At 68.4% G+C, this 15,129-nt stretch carries 10 protein-coding genes; 4 read left to right on the forward strand and 6 right to left on the reverse strand.

Features of this window, described 5'->3' with window-relative positions:
* Position 1 precedes the first annotated feature (1 nt).
* Complete coding sequence (locus OG225_RS20910) at positions 2–4,243, forward strand: TIGR02680 family protein (RefSeq protein ID WP_405176891.1); 4,242 nt, start codon at positions 2–4, stop codon at positions 4,241–4,243.
* A 13-nt stretch (positions 4,244–4,256) separates the two neighbouring features.
* Here the strand turns inward: OG225_RS20910 and OG225_RS20915 are convergent, their stop codons facing one another.
* Both OG225_RS20915 and OG225_RS20920 read right to left on the reverse strand, forming a co-directional pair.
* On the reverse strand, positions 4,257–5,012 hold the full coding sequence (locus OG225_RS20915) for a thioesterase II family protein (RefSeq protein ID WP_405176892.1): 756 nt from the start codon (positions 5,010–5,012) through the stop codon (positions 4,257–4,259).
* A gap of 49 nt (positions 5,013–5,061) precedes the next feature.
* Complete coding sequence (locus tag OG225_RS20920) at positions 5,062–7,104, reverse strand: LuxR C-terminal-related transcriptional regulator (protein WP_405176893.1); 2,043 nt, start codon at positions 7,102–7,104, stop codon at positions 5,062–5,064.
* 898 nt (positions 7,105–8,002) lie between these two features.
* Between OG225_RS20920 and OG225_RS20925 the strand changes: the two genes are divergently transcribed.
* Positions 8,003–8,422 carry an MqnA/MqnD/SBP family protein gene (locus tag OG225_RS20925; protein WP_405176894.1) on the forward strand — a complete coding sequence of 140 codons (420 nt, stop codon included), beginning with the start codon at positions 8,003–8,005 and terminating at the stop codon, positions 8,420–8,422.
* A 202-nt stretch (positions 8,423–8,624) separates the two neighbouring features.
* On the opposite strand, the gene OG225_RS20930 is transcribed toward OG225_RS20925, so the two are convergent.
* Together OG225_RS20930 and OG225_RS20935 are read right to left on the reverse strand one after the other, a co-directional pair.
* A complete protein-coding gene (locus tag OG225_RS20930; protein WP_405176895.1) occupies positions 8,625–9,116 on the reverse strand; it encodes a M15 family metallopeptidase in 492 nt (163 codons plus the stop codon).
* Positions 9,117–9,237: 121 nt separating this feature from the next.
* Positions 9,238–10,914, reverse strand: a complete 1,677-nt coding sequence (locus OG225_RS20935; RefSeq protein WP_405176896.1) for a fumarate hydratase — start codon at positions 10,912–10,914, stop codon at positions 9,238–9,240.
* 254 nt (positions 10,915–11,168) lie between these two features.
* Here OG225_RS20935 and OG225_RS20940 point away from each other — a divergent pair, with 254 nt between their 5' ends.
* Complete coding sequence (locus OG225_RS20940; protein WP_405176897.1) at positions 11,169–11,645, forward strand: MarR family winged helix-turn-helix transcriptional regulator; 477 nt, start codon at positions 11,169–11,171, stop codon at positions 11,643–11,645.
* A 1-nt stretch (position 11,646) separates the two neighbouring features.
* On the opposite strand, the gene mftD is transcribed toward OG225_RS20940, so the two are convergent.
* Positions 11,647–12,900, reverse strand: a complete 1,254-nt coding sequence (gene mftD, locus OG225_RS20945) for a pre-mycofactocin synthase MftD (protein WP_405176898.1) — start codon at positions 12,898–12,900, stop codon at positions 11,647–11,649.
* Between the two features lie 261 nt (positions 12,901–13,161).
* Here mftD and OG225_RS20950 point away from each other — a divergent pair, with 261 nt between their 5' ends.
* Positions 13,162–14,385: an IS110 family transposase gene (locus OG225_RS20950; protein ID WP_405176899.1), complete on the forward strand. Its 1,224-nt coding sequence runs from the start codon at positions 13,162–13,164 to the stop codon at positions 14,383–14,385.
* Here the strand turns inward: OG225_RS20950 and mftE are convergent.
* Entirely contained in the window at positions 14,367–15,098 is a 732-nt protein-coding gene (gene mftE / locus OG225_RS20955) for a mycofactocin biosynthesis peptidyl-dipeptidase MftE (protein ID WP_405176900.1), read from the reverse strand. The two genes, OG225_RS20950 and mftE, sit on opposite strands and share 19 nt — an antisense overlap.
* Positions 15,099–15,129: the final 31 nt, after the last annotated feature.

The raw sequence follows: 15,129 nt of genomic DNA on the forward strand, positions 1-15,129 counted from the left end.
CATGTCTGTCATCCACGGTGGAGTGCGATTCATCCCGACCCGCGCGGGCATCGTCAACCTCTGGGACTACCGGGACCAGGAGTTCTGTTTCGCCGACGGCAGGCTGGTGTTGCGCGGCCCCAACGGGTCGGGCAAGACCAAGGCGCTGGAGGTGCTGTTCCCGTTCGTCCTGGACGGGCGGATCGAACCGCGCAGGCTCAATCCGTTCGCGGGCGAAGAGCGCACCATGAAATCGAATCTGCTCTACCGCAAACAGGAATCGGCCTACTCCTACGTCTGGATGGAATTCGCGCGCGGCGCGTGGCACGACCCGGAGACGGTCACCATCGGCATCGGCATGCGCGCGACGCGGTCCTCGGACAAGGTGACCCGCTGGTATTTCGTCGCCGACGGTCGGGTCGGGGTCGATTTCTCCCTGATCGGTCCCGACGACCGGCCCTTCACCCGCAAACAGCTGGCCGAACAGATCGGCACCGACGCCATCGTCGACCGCCCGGTCGAATACCGGGCCGCCATCGACGCCCGCATGTTCGGTCTCGGCGCGCAGCGTTACGACCAGCTCGTCAATTTGATCCTGACCCTGCGCCGTCCGCAGCTGGCGAAGAATCTGGACCCGCGCGGACTGTCGCAGGCGCTCACCGACGGCCTGCGACCGCTCGACGAACAGCTGATCCTCGACGCGGCCCGCTCGTTCAGCGATATGGAGGAGGTCGGTCGCACCCTGGAGGGGCTGGTGCACGCCGACAGCGCGACACGGGCGTTCGTCGGCGTCTACCGCAAATATCTCGGGGTGCAGGCCAGAACCGATCTGGACCGGGTACGGGCCAGGCTCGACGCGGTGACCCACGCGAGTACCGCCCTGTTCGCCGCCACCGCGTTGCGGCAGCGCAGGGACGCCGACCGCACCGGCGCGCAGGCCCGCGCCGACGACGCCGACCGCGCCTACGAACAGGCCATGACCGACCGCGAGACCCTGCAACGTTCCAGCGCCTACGAGGGCAAACAGCAACTCGACGACCTCGCCGACGCCGTGCGCAGGCTCGAGACCTCGGCGAGCGTGCACGGGGACAAGGCGCTCAAGGCTGCGCAGACGCTCGACCAGCGCGCCCAGGAAGCCGAACGTGCCCGCGCCGCGGTCACGAACGCGGCCGCCGCGCTGGCACGGGGCGAGGACGAATTACGTGCCGCCGCCGAGGAAGCGGGCATCGACTGGACCGCGCCGTCGGCCGAGGCCCGTGCCGACACCCTCACCGCGACCGTCCGAGCTCGGGCCGAGGAACGCGACGCCGATGTGCGCGCGGTCAGGAAATCGCTCGGACTCGTGGAATCCGCGGCGGCCGAACGGACCAGGGCCGAACGGCTGGCCGAACGCGCGGTGCGGTTGCGCGAGGCGGCCGAAGCCGAGGTCGCGGCGGCCGAGGCGGCCGTGGAAGTGGCGCGCGGGGATTCGGCGACGACGCTGCGCGCGTGGTGGGAGCGGAATCGCGAGCTCTACTGCCCCATCGCGAAAGATCTGCTGCGGGAACTGGATTCGGCGCTGCGCTCGGCCGGTTCCGAGGATGCGGCGGGTGTCGCCGAGGTGCTGGCCGAGCGGGCAGAACCGCTGCTCGACGAGATCCGGGCCCGGCGAAGCGATGCCAGGACTCGGCACGAGGCCGCGAACGAGCGGCACGGCGAGTCGAGTGCCGAACGCGATCGGGTGGCCGCGCAGCGCGACGACGCTCCGCCCCCCGGTTCGGCGCGCACCGATGTCAGGGACGGGCGTCCCGGCGCACCGCTGTGGCAGCTGGTCCGCTTCGCCGACGACGTCGACCCGGCCGCCGCCGCCGGGATCGAGGCCGCGTTGCAGGCCGCCGGTCTGCTCGACGCGTGGATCTGCGCCGAATCGGAGAGGCCCGGCGACTATCGATCCGAGCATTTCCTCGTCGCGCTGCCGCCCGCCCTGCGGCCGACCGGGCGCACCCTGGCCGACGTGCTCGTCGTCGAGGATGCCTCCGACCGACTGGCGGTGCCGAAGCGGGAAGTCGCCGACGTCCTCGCCTCCGTCTCGCTGGACGACTCCCCGGCCGTGTCCGGTGCGGGATCCGACGCCGACCGGCCCGGCACGGACACCACGATCGGCACGACGGGCGATTTCCGGCAGGGTGTGCGGATCGGCCGTCACCACAAACCCGACGCCGAATTCATCGGCGCGACGGCACGCGGTCGTCGACGCGAGATCCGTCTCGCGGAGTTGACGGCGGCGCTGAACGCCGCGAGTGCCGACGCGCGGCAGGCCGAAGCCGACGAGGCGAGCGCCGACGACGAACTCGCGCGCCTCGGCGCGGCCGCGAAGGAACTGCCGCGACCGTCGGCCATCACAAGCGCCCTGCGCGCGGTCTCCGAGGCCGCGGGCATGCTGCGGTCCCGTTCCGAAGCGGCGGCGCAGGCCGAACGCGACTTGGACCAGGCAGTTGCCGACGCGGCCGCCGTCGAGAAGAAGCTGCGGGCCGTCGCCGCCGAACATCGCACACCGCGCGAACCGCGCGAGATCGACGCCCTCGCGGCCGCGATCCGGCATTTCGAGAACAGCGGCACCGGTCTGCTGCGCGTGCGCGCCGACCACGAGCGCGAACGCGAACGTGAACGGGAGGGCGCGGACCGCCACGACGAGGCGCGCGAGGTTGCCGAGGCGTTCGCCGAGGAGGCCGAGTCCGCGCAGGCCGGTTACCAGGAGCAGTTGCGCAAACTCGAGACGCTGCGCGAGGCGCTCGGGGCGGGCGCGGCCGATATCGACCGCGAACTCGAGGCGGCGCGGCTGCGCATCGAGGCCGCCCGCGCCGAGCAGAAGGCCGCACGCAAGGCCGCGAACGAGGCGATCGAAGCGGTCGGCGACGCCGAGGCGGCCTACCGCACGGCGCACGAATCCCTCGGCACCGCGCTCACCGAGGTACTCACCGACGTGCGCGCGCTCGCGCCCTACGCCCAGCCGGATCTGCTCCGGCTACTCGGTGCGCCCGACGACAGCCGCTGGCCGAGCAGTGACGCGGCATGGTCGACCTCCGAGCAACTGCTGTACCGGATCTCGCAGGCCGGGCCGGAAGCCGAGCCGAGGTTCCTGCCGGACGAGGTGGCCGAACTCTTCGACAATCTCACCGTCGCCACCGCGTCGGTGCGGGCGGGCGAGGCGGCCCGCAAGTCCACCCGCGGCGCGGTCACCACGGCGTTGCAGGAATTCGACGCCGCACTCGCCACGTCCGGACGCGACTACCGGCTGCACTGGGACGCCGCCGACGGACTCACCGTCGTCCAGGTCCACGACGAGCACGGCGTCTCGGCGCTCGCCGATTTCGCCGGCCGCATCGATCGGGCCCGCCACGATCAGGAACTGCTGCTCACCGACGCCGAGCGGCGCATCCTGGAGGACGCGCTGCTCACCGGCCTGGCCCAGCAGATCCACGAACGCACCACCGACGCCCGCGAACTCATCGGGCGGATGGGCGCGGAGATGAAACAGCGCCGCATGTCCTCGGGGAACACCATCGGCGTGCACTGGGTGCTCGCGGACAGTCTGTCCGATGCCGCGCGCGCCGTGTGCAAATTGCTCGACCGCGACGCGTCCGCCCTCGGCGCCGAGGACCTCGCGGCGATCCGCTCGCATTTCGCCGCCGAGATCCGGGCCGCGCGGGCCGCGCATCCGGAACGTTCCTATCCCGAGATCCTCGCCGCCACACTCGACTACCGCACCTGGCGGGTGTTCTCGTTCACGTTGCTCTCCGCCGACGGCAGCGAGGACAAACTCACCGTGGCCCGGCACAGCGCGCTCTCGGGTGGTGAGCAGTCGGTGTCGCTGCACCTGCCGCTGTTCGCCGCGGCGCACGTGATGCTCGATTCGGCCGATCCGCAGGCACCGCGCCTGCTGGCGCTGGACGAGGCGTTCGCCGGTGTCGATGACAACGGGCGCAGCGAATTGCTCGGTCTCAGTGTGCAATTCGATCTAGACCTGTTCATGACCGGCTACGACCTGTGGATCACCTACTCCCACGTCCCCGGGTGCGCGCACTACGACCTCGCCCATTCGGCCGCCGACAACACCGTCAGCGCGACGCTGCTGGTCTGGGACAGCGGCGAACTGCTCGCCGAGCACGACGGCACCGATCTCACCGCCGCCCTCGGCTCGCCGGACCGGCGTCGTGTTCCCAACACCATCGAAGGTGGCCTCACCCTCGACGGTATGCCGGGCGCCACGACACCGGTCGGCTGAGCGATCCGAACGACTACCCCCGGTGATCACCCGGTTCGCCCGTCCCGACGGACAGTCGCGCGCCGAGCAATTCCGCGACGGCGTCGAGTTCGTCGCCGAGGTAGAAGTGGCCGCCCGGCAGCACATGGGTCGTGAACTCCGCCGTGGTATGTGTACGCCATGCCTCGACATCGGCGCGGGTGACTCGGGGATCCCGGTCACCGACCAGGGCCGTGATCGGATAGTCGACGGTCACCTCGGCCGGGCATCGGTAGGTTTCGACCGCACGGTAATCGCTACGGATGACCGGCAGGTACAGCGCCGCCGTCTCCTCGTCGTCGAAGACTCGCGTATCGGTGCCGCCGAGAGCGCGCATCTCGGCGATGATCGCGCGATCCGACCGTTGATGGACGGTCTCGACCCGGATCACCGAAGGTGCGCGCCGCGCCGACGCGAAGAGCACGACCGGCGCGCCGCCGGGGAGACCTCGCGCGACCTCGAAGGCCTGCACCGCGCCCATACTGTGCCCGAACAGGATCGTCGGCCTGTCCAACCATGTCGACACGCTCGGCAACACCGCCTCGGCGAGTTCGACGATCGATTCCAGGCGCGGTTCCCGGTAGCGCTCCTGCCTGCCCGGATTCTGTACCGCCAGCAGTTCGATCGCCCGCGGTAGTTTGCGCGCCAGCGGGGTGAAGTAGTTCGCCGACCCACCCGCGTGCGGAAAACAGATCACCCGCGCCGCCGGATCGGTTCGTGGCAACGCGCGCCGAATCCACTTGTCGCTCATCACCGTATCCCGCCGACGCCCCGTGCGACGCGACGGGTACGCGCGGCGGTCATCGGACCTCGCGTACCGGGGAGAGGTCGGGGGCGGCCAGCACGACGACCAGATCGGAGCGGCGCGCGACACGCAATTTTCGGTAGACGCGCGTGAGATGCTGTTCGACGGTGCTGGTCGTGATGTGCAGTTCCTTGGCGATATCACGATTGCGCCGACCCGCGGCGGCCAGTTCCGCGACCTTCAACTCGGCCGGGCTCAGGGCGTCGAGGGCACGCTGCGGCTGCGGCAACGGCATCAGCGCAGGCGCGTTCTCACCGCGCGGCCCGGCCAGCCGGATCCGCAACGGTTCGGCACCGCACTGCTCCGCCAGTCGGGTAGCGCGCCGATTCGCCGCGCGTGCCCGGTCGCGTTCGCCGATCGCGTGGTAGGCGTCCGACAGTGCCGCGAGCGCGGTCGCCAGTTCGAGCTGATTTCCCCCGCTGTTGGCGATCGACACCGACTGCCGTAACAGCGCGACCTGGTCCAGCACCGGACTGCTCGCCGCTATCAGTCGCACGGACACCCCGGCGGTGCGATGTCGATCGACGCCACCGATCCGGTCGAGATGGGCACTGGCCCAGCGCCGTGCGGCACGCGGCTCCCCTAGTCGCAGATAGAGTTCGGCCAGATCATTGCGCCAGGCCACCAGCCCGGGGACGTCCATATTCCAGCGGCGCATCCGCTCGCCGCAGCCGGAGAAATCCTCGAGCGCCTGATCGTAGGCGCCGACCGCCATGTGGTAATGGCCGCGGGCATGGAGGAATTGCAGGCCGATTCGGGATTCGAGCACACTGTTGGGCAGCGCGTGATCCAGGTAGGCGGCAGCCTCCCGGAATCTGCCCGCCGCCGTGGTCGCGGCGACGAGGCTGGCCACCGCCAGTCCGGTGTAGGTACCGAGGTTTTCGCTGTTGATACGCCCCACCGCACCCGAGGCGCGATCTATGGCAGCGTGCAGATTGCCCTCGCGCACCGACATCGCCGATCGCCAGATCGCGAAGATCGACTGCCAGGTCGGCGCCCGTCGGGCCGCTGCCTCCAACATCAGGGCTTCACACCAGGAGGCGGCCACATCGAGTTGATCGCTGTAGGCCAAACAGTCCAAGGCGATCAAGAGCGCGCCGAAGGTTTGATCGTCGAGCCGATGGCCACGCAGCATACGTTGCGCGGCTGCCCCTGCCCCGACGCTCGCGCCGTTGGTCAATACGTCGATCAGCAGCCGCGCGGCCTCGACATCCGGCTCCGTGCGGACCACGGACGCCGACCTGGTCCGAACGGTCGTGCGGTCCGGCTCCGGCGCTGCCGTACGGCCTTCGAGTACACCCGGATAGTTACACGCCAGCCACTCGTTCATCGCCGCGAGCCGCGCGGGCCCGGTGGCATCGCCGCCGTCCGCCGCCGCGTCGAGTTGATCGAGCGCCGCGGCGGCCTCTTCCGCGCGACCGTGCCACAGCAGGTACCGCGCCACCATCGGCACGCACTGCGGCGGTATCAACCCACCGCGCAGCGCCCCGATCAACCGGCCGAAGCTGCGGCTCGAGGTCGATGGGCTCAGCCGCCAGCGCACCACAGCCAAGGTCGTCAAGATGATGGCCCGCTCGTCCTCGTCGGCCAATCTGGACGCGAGTTCCAGATAGTCCACGGCCCTGGTGATCTGATCGTCGGCGATGGCATCGCCCCCGGCGGCCCGCAGCAGCGAAACCGACCACGGGAAACGTGCGGTACCCGCGCTCACCAGGTGATCGGCGACCCGCGTGGCGGGCGCACCGCCCGCGTGCAGCACACCCGCCACGCGGTGGTGCATGCTGGTGCGCGCCATCAACGGCGTCTCTCGCACCACCGCCTCACGGATGTCGCGCCGCCGAAAACGCGAATACGCCACCAAGCCCACCTCGGTGAATTCCCGGATCACCGCCCGCACCCACTCCGGATCGGCGTCGAGCACTTCCGCGAGAATGCGACTCGCGGTGGGTTGATCCACCACGGCCAGCAACTGTGCGACGCGCAATCGATCCGCGCCGTCGTGGCTCAGGTGGGCCAGCGCCGACCGAACCGTCCACACAGGAGACTGCGAGCTATTTCCATTCGAGGAGAACCGACCGTTTGAAATTATTTTCGGTGAAATGTCATCCGCACTTACCCAATCCACATCGCGGAGATATTCTGATACCTCGGCGGACTGTGACCACTTCTCAACGGCACTCAAAGCGCACCTCGTTCGATCCAGCGCAACAACCGAATGCCGCGCCCGGGCAGGATATTAGCCCCGGACATCATTGTCCCCACCTGTCTCGATCATAGCCCCGGCAGCGACCTCGGCAACTCGACCACTTCACCAATTATTGTGGTGCACAACACATTTCACATACAGGAATAGACAACGTAAAAAACACGGGGGTGGCGACGATCCTCGCACGACCGAGGGGAGTATCGACATTGCCGATACTCCCCTTTCCTTTTATTACGGTCGGTCCGTCTTCCTTTATCCGACGAGTTTTCCGACAATTTGCCGAGTCCGCGGTGACATCAGTCGATTCACACGCTTTCGGCCGTTGCGGGCACAGGCATCGATTGCGCTGCGGTAGCCCCGGCCGAAAACATCCGCGGAGCGGCCACCGACGCGGCCACGGCGGCGAGGAGACGCGCCCGTTTCGACCCCACACCGGCCCGCGCTTCTGCCGTGACGCCATCGCCCATTGCGCCCACCCTCTCCTCGTCACAGACTACGAGATCGCACATCGTAGACCCCAACCCTGGATTAACCGAACGTTCGTGCGGACCAATTAACGCACGAGCGTTCGCGGTCGGTCAAGGTGTCAGACCTTCGGTCGACCCTGGGCGCGGTGTACCGCCCCGTACCGAATCACTGCCCGAGCGTGGGTTTTTCATGTCCCCGCCCCGAACCACTAGGGGCCGCGTAGGGGTTTCCGCAGTGCGGGTTTCTCGCCGAGAGTTGGCCTATGCGCTCCGTCCCCGGTCACCCCCCGGTCTTCCGACCGTCACCTCACGGACCGTCACGGCAGCGCAGGCCCCGCATCGAATTCCTCACCTACCTGCCGATCCTGTGGGGGCTGCCCCGCACCGGCAGCCTGATCGACCTGGACGTCGTCCGGGATTCCCCCGAAAACCTCAGCGATGCACTGAATTCCGGACATATCGATATCGGCCCGATCAGCCGGATGGAGTTCCTCGGCCATGCCGACGAACCGGTGATGCTGCCCGATATCGCGATCGGATGCGACGGGCCGGTGATGTCCCGTCTCTTGGTCAGCCCGGTGCCGTCGGTCGAGCTCGACGGCGCGCCGAGCTCGACCGGCCGCACCGCGGTTTACCCTGCGCGCCTGTTGCTTTCGGATTTCCTCGGAGTCGATCCGCGCTAATTCGTCCGCGTGCACGATCTCGGTCGGATGCGGCGGGAACGGACAGGTTTCCCGTTCGTGTTCGCGGTACTTGCCGCGCGCCGCGAATCGGCCACCGATGTCGTGGTCGGCGCGGCACCCGCCGCGACCGACGGGTATCGGCGTCGGCTCCGCACGGACTTACGGCCGCGCTCCGGGCCGCCGCCTCCGCCGGGCAGGGGGCTCAGCGTTCGCTCGCGTCGGACCGCAACGGCGGACATGCCGCGCCCGGCACCGTGGCCTGCTCGAAATGCCACCACTCGTTCTCGTAGGTCCGACACAGACCCCAGCGATTACCGTTGGCTTCCAGCCACCCCGCGCCGTCCTGCGGGCCGACATCGATCGCCCGACCGGCGACGTGACTCGATTCCTCGGGCGGCAGCACCCATCGACGCGCCGCTTCGGGACTTCCGTATGTGGCGATTCCGTCTTCCCACAGTGCCCGCTGTTCGGCCTCGGTGCGGTATCCGGAGTTGATCCAGAGCGGTACGCCCTCGGCGTGTGCCGCGTCCTCGGCAAGGGTGTAGGCCAGCGCCAAGGCCGGATCGAGCCCCTCGGTTCCCGCCGCGGCGAGCGCCGTCGGACCTGCCACGGTCGCGGCCAGCACGGTGGGGGCCAGCACGGCCAGCAGCGTCGCAACCAGCCGCCCGTGCGACCTCTCGCCAGTCGGAACCATGTGGAAATACTAACCAACTACCACCGTGTGAGCCGCGTCTCGGCGTTCACGACGGACTGTCGCGGTACCGACACATAGGCCCTGACCTGCGATGATTGCGCTCGATCTCGCGCCGTCGCGGTCAGACGCGCTCTTTGGAGCGTTCCCGCACCCGCAGGGCGATCGGCTTCTGGGTTTCGGCGAAGAAATCGTTGCCCTTGTCATCGACGACGATGAAGGCGGGGAAATCCTCGACCTCGATCTTCCAGACGGCTTCCATACCGAGTTCCTGGTATTCGAGCACCTCGACCGATTTGATGCAGTCCAGGGCGAGGCGGGCCGCGGGGCCGCCGATGGAACCCAGGTAGAACCCGCCGTGTTCCTTGCACGCCGTGGTCACCTGCGCCGAACGATTTCCCTTGGCGAGCATGACGTGCGAGCCGCCCGCGGCCTGGAACTGATCGACGTAGGAATCCATGCGGCCCGCGGTGGTCGGGCCGAAGGAACCGGAGGCGTAACCGTCGGGGGTTTTGGCCGGGCCCGCGTAGTAGACGGCCATCTCGCGCAGGTATTCCGGCATCGGCTCACCCGCGTCGAGCCGTTCCTTGATCTTGGCGTGCGCGATATCGCGCGCGACGACCAGCGGACCGGTCAGCGACAGCCTGGTCTTGACGGGGTATTTCGACAGTTCGTCGCGGATCTCCGACATCGGCCGGTTCAGGTCGATCTGGACCACGTCGCCGCCGAGGATGGAATCGGTCTGCTCGGGCAGGTACTGCGCGGGCTCGCGCTCGAGCTGTTCGAGGAACACGCCCTCCGCGGTGATCTTGGCCAACGCCTGACGGTCGGCCGAGCAGGAGACCGCGATGGCCACCGGGCAGCTCGCGCCGTGCCGGGGCAACCGCACCACGCGCACATCGTGGCAGAAGTACTTGCCGCCGAATTGCGCGCCGATCCCGAAGGATTGGGTGAGTTTGAAGACTTCTTCCTCGAGCTCGACGTCACGGAACGCGTGGGCCGCGAGCGACCCCTCGGTGGGCAGCGAGTCCAGGTAGTGCGCCGACGCGTATTTGGCCGTCTTGAGCGCGAATTCCGCGCTGGTGCCGCCGATGACGACCGCGAGGTGATAGGGCGGGCAGGCCGCGGTGCCGAGCGAACGGATCTTCTCGTCCAGGAATTCGAGCATCCTGGCGGGATTCAGGACCGCCTTGGTTTCCTGGTACAGGAAGGATTTGTTGGCCGAACCGCCACCCTTGGCCATGAACAGGAATTTGTACGACGGATGCGCGGGATCGCCCGGCGCCGAATACAACTCGATCTGCGCGGGCAGGTTGGTTCCGGTGTTCTTCTCGTCCCACATGGTGAGCGGGGCGAGCTGCGAATAGCGCAGATTCAATTTCGTGTAGGCGTCGAACACACCGCGGCTGATCCATTCGGCGTCGTCGGCCCCGGTCAGTACGCCCTCGGACTTCTTGCCCATCACGATGGCGGTGCCGGTGTCCTGGCACATGGGCAGGATGCCGCCCGCGGAGATGTTGACGTTCTTCAGCAGGTCGAGCGCGACGAAGCGGTCGTTACCGGAGGATTCCGGATCATCGATGATCTTGCGCAGCTGGGAAAGGTGCGCGGGCCGCAGGTAGTGGCTGATGTCGTGCATCGCCTCGGCGGTGAGCATTCGGAGTACATCGGGCTCCACCTGCAGGAAGGTGCGTCCGCCTGCCTCGACGGTGCTCACACCCTCGGTGGTCAGCAGCCGGTAGGGCGTGTCGTCCGCGCCGATCGGCAGCAGATCTGAATAGCGGAATTCCGGCGCGGTCACGGATCGCTCTCCTTCGGGCGGGCCGGGCCGGAGCCTGGCTGGTCACAAGCAGAGCGAGCCTATCCACCGACCCGCGACGCCCATGGGTAAGGCAACCCTACATCGCAGTAACCCCTGGGAAAGGTTGCACGTTCAACCCCGGTGGTGCTACCTCTCAACCTGGCAGTTGTCGTGACCGAATCGGGCCGCGACGATTTCGGTGCACAGGTCAGAGTTTGGAGGGCTGCCGTGAGTGAGCGCAGCGAAGCGGTGTCGTGAGCGAACCGCAATGGCTCGACGACGTCGAGACGCGGGCGTGGATCGGTTTCGTGCGCACGCGCGACCTGGTCGCCGCCGCGGTCGGGCGCGATTCGGCACGCGACTCGAATCTGACCTTCGTGGAGTACTCGGTACTCGCCAATCTCGCCGACACCCCCGACCACCGGCTGACCTTCGCGGATCTGGCCGAGAAATTGGAATGGTCGCAGAGCAGGCTCTCGCACCAGATCACCCGGATGGAGAAGCGCGGGCTCGTCGTCCGGGAACCCATCCCGGACGACGCCCGCCGCACCGCGGCGCGCCTGACCCCGCGCGGCGCCGAAGTACTCGACACCGCCGCGCCCGCGCACGTCAGCAGCGTGCGCCGACACATGATCGACGCACTCGATCGCGAGCAGCTCACCGCGCTCGCCGATATCTACGACGCGCTGCTCGGCCACCATCGACGTCCGGCGGCCGAGCCGGAAGCCTGAATCAGCTGGCGGAGGCCACCGCGGGCGATTCGGCCGCGGTCGCGGTGGTTTGCGCCGGGGCGGGCACCGCGCGCACACCGTTGGCGGGCACTCCGAGCGCGCGCTCGAAGCCGTCGGGAACGACGATGTCGGAGCGATCCAGATCCGTCACCGCGGTCTTGCGCAGGCCGAGCAGGGCCGAGTCCACGCCGCCGCGCAGCACATCGAGCACGTTCTCCACGCCCGCCTGACCGTTGGCGGCGAGGCCCCACAGGTAGGCGCGGCCGATCATGACCGCGCGCGCACCGAGGGCGACAGCCTTGACCACGTCGCTGCCGCGGCGGATACCACCGTCGAGCACCACCTCGATCTGCGATCCGACCGCGTCGGCGATCACCGGCAGCGCGCGGATGGCCGCCGGGGTGCCGTCGAGATTGTTGCCGCCGTGGTTGGACACCGAGATCGCCGAGACGCCCGCGTCGACCGCGCGGTGCGCGTCGTCGACCCGGATGACGCCCTTGAGCATGACCGGCCCGCCCCACTGCTCGACGATCCAGCGCACGTCGTCCCAATCCGGGGCCGGGGTGCTCATCCACTCACCGTACGCGCCGAAGAAGCCGGGCGCCGCGCCGTCACCGACCGCCATGTTCGGGGCGGTCAGGTCGGGGATGTGGCCCGAGCGCGCGTAGGTCGCCAGCCAGCGCGGCCGCGCCAGGGTCTGCGGTGCGAACTTCAGCATGGTGCGCAGGTCCAGCTTCTCCGGGATGACCGGGCTGCCCCAGTCGCGTCCGTGCGAGAAGGACCAGTCCAGGGTCAGGATCAGCCCGACCGCACCCGCCGCCTTGGCGCGGGCCATGCGCTGCACCAGATCGTCCTTGCTGCCGCACCAGTACAGCTGGAAGAAGGTCGACGGATTCGCCGCGATGACTTCCTCGATCGGCTTGCTGGCGAAGGAGCTGAGTCCCATCGCGATGCCACGGGCGGCGGCGGCACGGGCCACGGCCACCTCACCGTCGGGGTGCACGGCCTGCACGCCGGTCGGCGAGATCATCACCGGCATCGACAGCGGCTGTCCGAGAATGCTGGTCGACTGGTCGCGCTCGCCGATCGATCCGGCGCAGTGCGGCGCGAAACCGAGTTCGGTGAACGCCTGCTGATTCTCGTCGATGGTCTGGCCGCGCTCGGAGCCGGCGATCAGCGCGCCGTACACCGATTTCGGCAGCCGTTTCTTGGCGCGCCGTTGCGCCTCGGCGACGGTTTCGAACCAGGGATTCATCTGTGGATCCTAATCAGTTCTGGGAGTAAGCCGTCCGGCAAACTCCTTGGTGGTAGCCGGCTGGTAGGTGAGCACTCGTGGTTCCTGGACATCGAGTCCTGATGAAAGACAGTGCCCCTGCCGGTGGGCCGGGAGAGTTGATCGCTGCTGGGATGTCGTGCCTGCCGCTTCGGCGGCGTGAGCATTGCTTGATTAGGTCGCTGATAGTTCTCCTGCGGGCTGCCGAAGAGGTGGTGATCGATATCGAGTACGGGAGAATCGTTGAGGTTGTTCGTTGGTGATGACTGGGCCGAGGCGCATCACGATGTGGAGGTGATGGACAATTCGGGCCGCCGCCTGGCCAAGGCCCGGCTGCCCGAGGGCGTGGCCGGGATGGCGAAGCTGCACGCGATCATCGGCGACCTGGTAGGCGAGGATGCCGATGAGGTCGAGGTGCTGATCGGGATCGAGACCGATCGCGGCCCGTGGGTGAGTGCCTTGGTCGCCGCCGGATACGCGGTGCTGGCGGTGAATCCGTTGCAAGCGGCGAGGTTTCGTGACCGGCTCGGGGTGTCGAGGGCGAAAAGCGACGCCGCCGACGCGCACGTGCTGGCGGACATGGTCCGCACCCACGCCCACGAGCTGCGCCCGGTCGCCGGTGACTCCGACCGCGCCGAGGCGGTCGAAGTCGTGGCCCGAACCCACAAGAGCATGATCTGGGAACGAACCCGCCACACCCAGCGGCTGCGACACACCCTGCGCGACTACTTCCCCGCAGCGCTGGATGCGTTCGACGACCTCGACGCCGCCGACACCCTGGAACTGCTGGGCAAAGCACCCACCCCGGCCCGGGCCGCCCGGCTGACGATCGCCCAGATCAGTGCCGCGATGAAACGAGCACGCCGCAAGAACATCGCCGACAAGGCCCCGATCATCCAGGCCGCGCTGCGCGCCGATCACCTCGGACAACCCGAGATCGTCACACAAGCCTATGCCGCCTCTGTTCATTCGCTGCTGGCTGTCCCGGGCGTGCTGAACACCCAGATCAAGACCCTCGCCGAGCAGGTCGATGCCCATTTTGGGCAGCACCCGGCCGCTGAGATCATCCTGTCCCAGCCGGGACTGGGGACAATCCTCGGCGCCCGGGTGCTCGCAGAATTCGGTGACGACCCGACCCGCTACGCCAGCGCCAAGGCCCGCAAGAACTACGCGGGCACCTCCCCGATCACCCGCGCGTCGGGCAAGAAGAAAGTCGCCCTGGCGCGGTTCGTGCACAACGACCGCCTGATCGACGCCCTCACCGCCCAGGCCCAGACCGCGATGATGCGTTCCCCGGACGCCCGCGCCTACTACGACAAGCAGCGAGCCCGCGGCGTCAACCACTACCCCGCCCTGCGTCAACTCGCCAACCGACTCGTGGGAATCCTGCACGGCTGCCTCAAAACCGGAACCCCCTACAACGAGGCCACAGCCTGGCCGCTGTCGGCTCAGAAGGCTGCTGCTTGACATTCAACCCTCCTGGGATGTCTTTCGGAGCGGGAGTCCGGCCACCAGTGCCGGGTCGTTTCGTACAAGTCGGTGATCAGCTGATCGAGCAGGACGGTGCCCGCGTCGGCGGTCGCGCCGGTGGGGTCGCCGAGCACGCCGTTCGGGCTGACCGCGCGCACGCCGCCGGTGCGCAGCAGCGGCAGCACCTCGGCCAGCGGGCGGGTGTCGCCCGGCTCGGCACGCGCGGCGCGGACCGTCTCCGGTCGCAGCGCCAGCATCAGCGCGGTCTCGGCGCGACCCGCGTGCGGATCGCCCTCGTAGCGGGGGAAGTGACCGCGCACGTCGCGGGATTCGGTGCGCAGCAGCGTCTCGGCGCGGCGCAGCGGTTCCAGATTCCCGCCGTGTCCGCTGACGAGCAGGATCCGGTCGTAGGTGTCGGTGGCCGATCGGCACAGCTCGACCAGGACCAGTTCCAGCGCGGCCTGCCCGATCGAGAGGGTGCCCGCGAAACCCGCGTGCTCGCCGCTGGATCCGTAGGGCAGCGCCGGTGCGACCAGGACATCGGATCGCCGCCCTGCCAGTCCCCGGCACAGCGCCACCGCGATATCGGTATCGGTGGACAGCGGCAGATGCGGGCCGTGCTGTTCGGTCGCGCCGAGCGGTATCGCGAGGATCACACCGGGGTCGGCGCGTTCGCCCGCCTCCGGCCACGTGAGATCCGCCACTTCCATGGTCGGAGATTAACGTCAGTCACTGACAAAA

It is taken from the genome of Nocardia sp. NBC_01377, from assembly GCF_045040005.1.
Taxonomy (GTDB): domain Bacteria; phylum Actinomycetota; class Actinomycetes; order Mycobacteriales; family Mycobacteriaceae; genus Nocardia; species Nocardia noduli.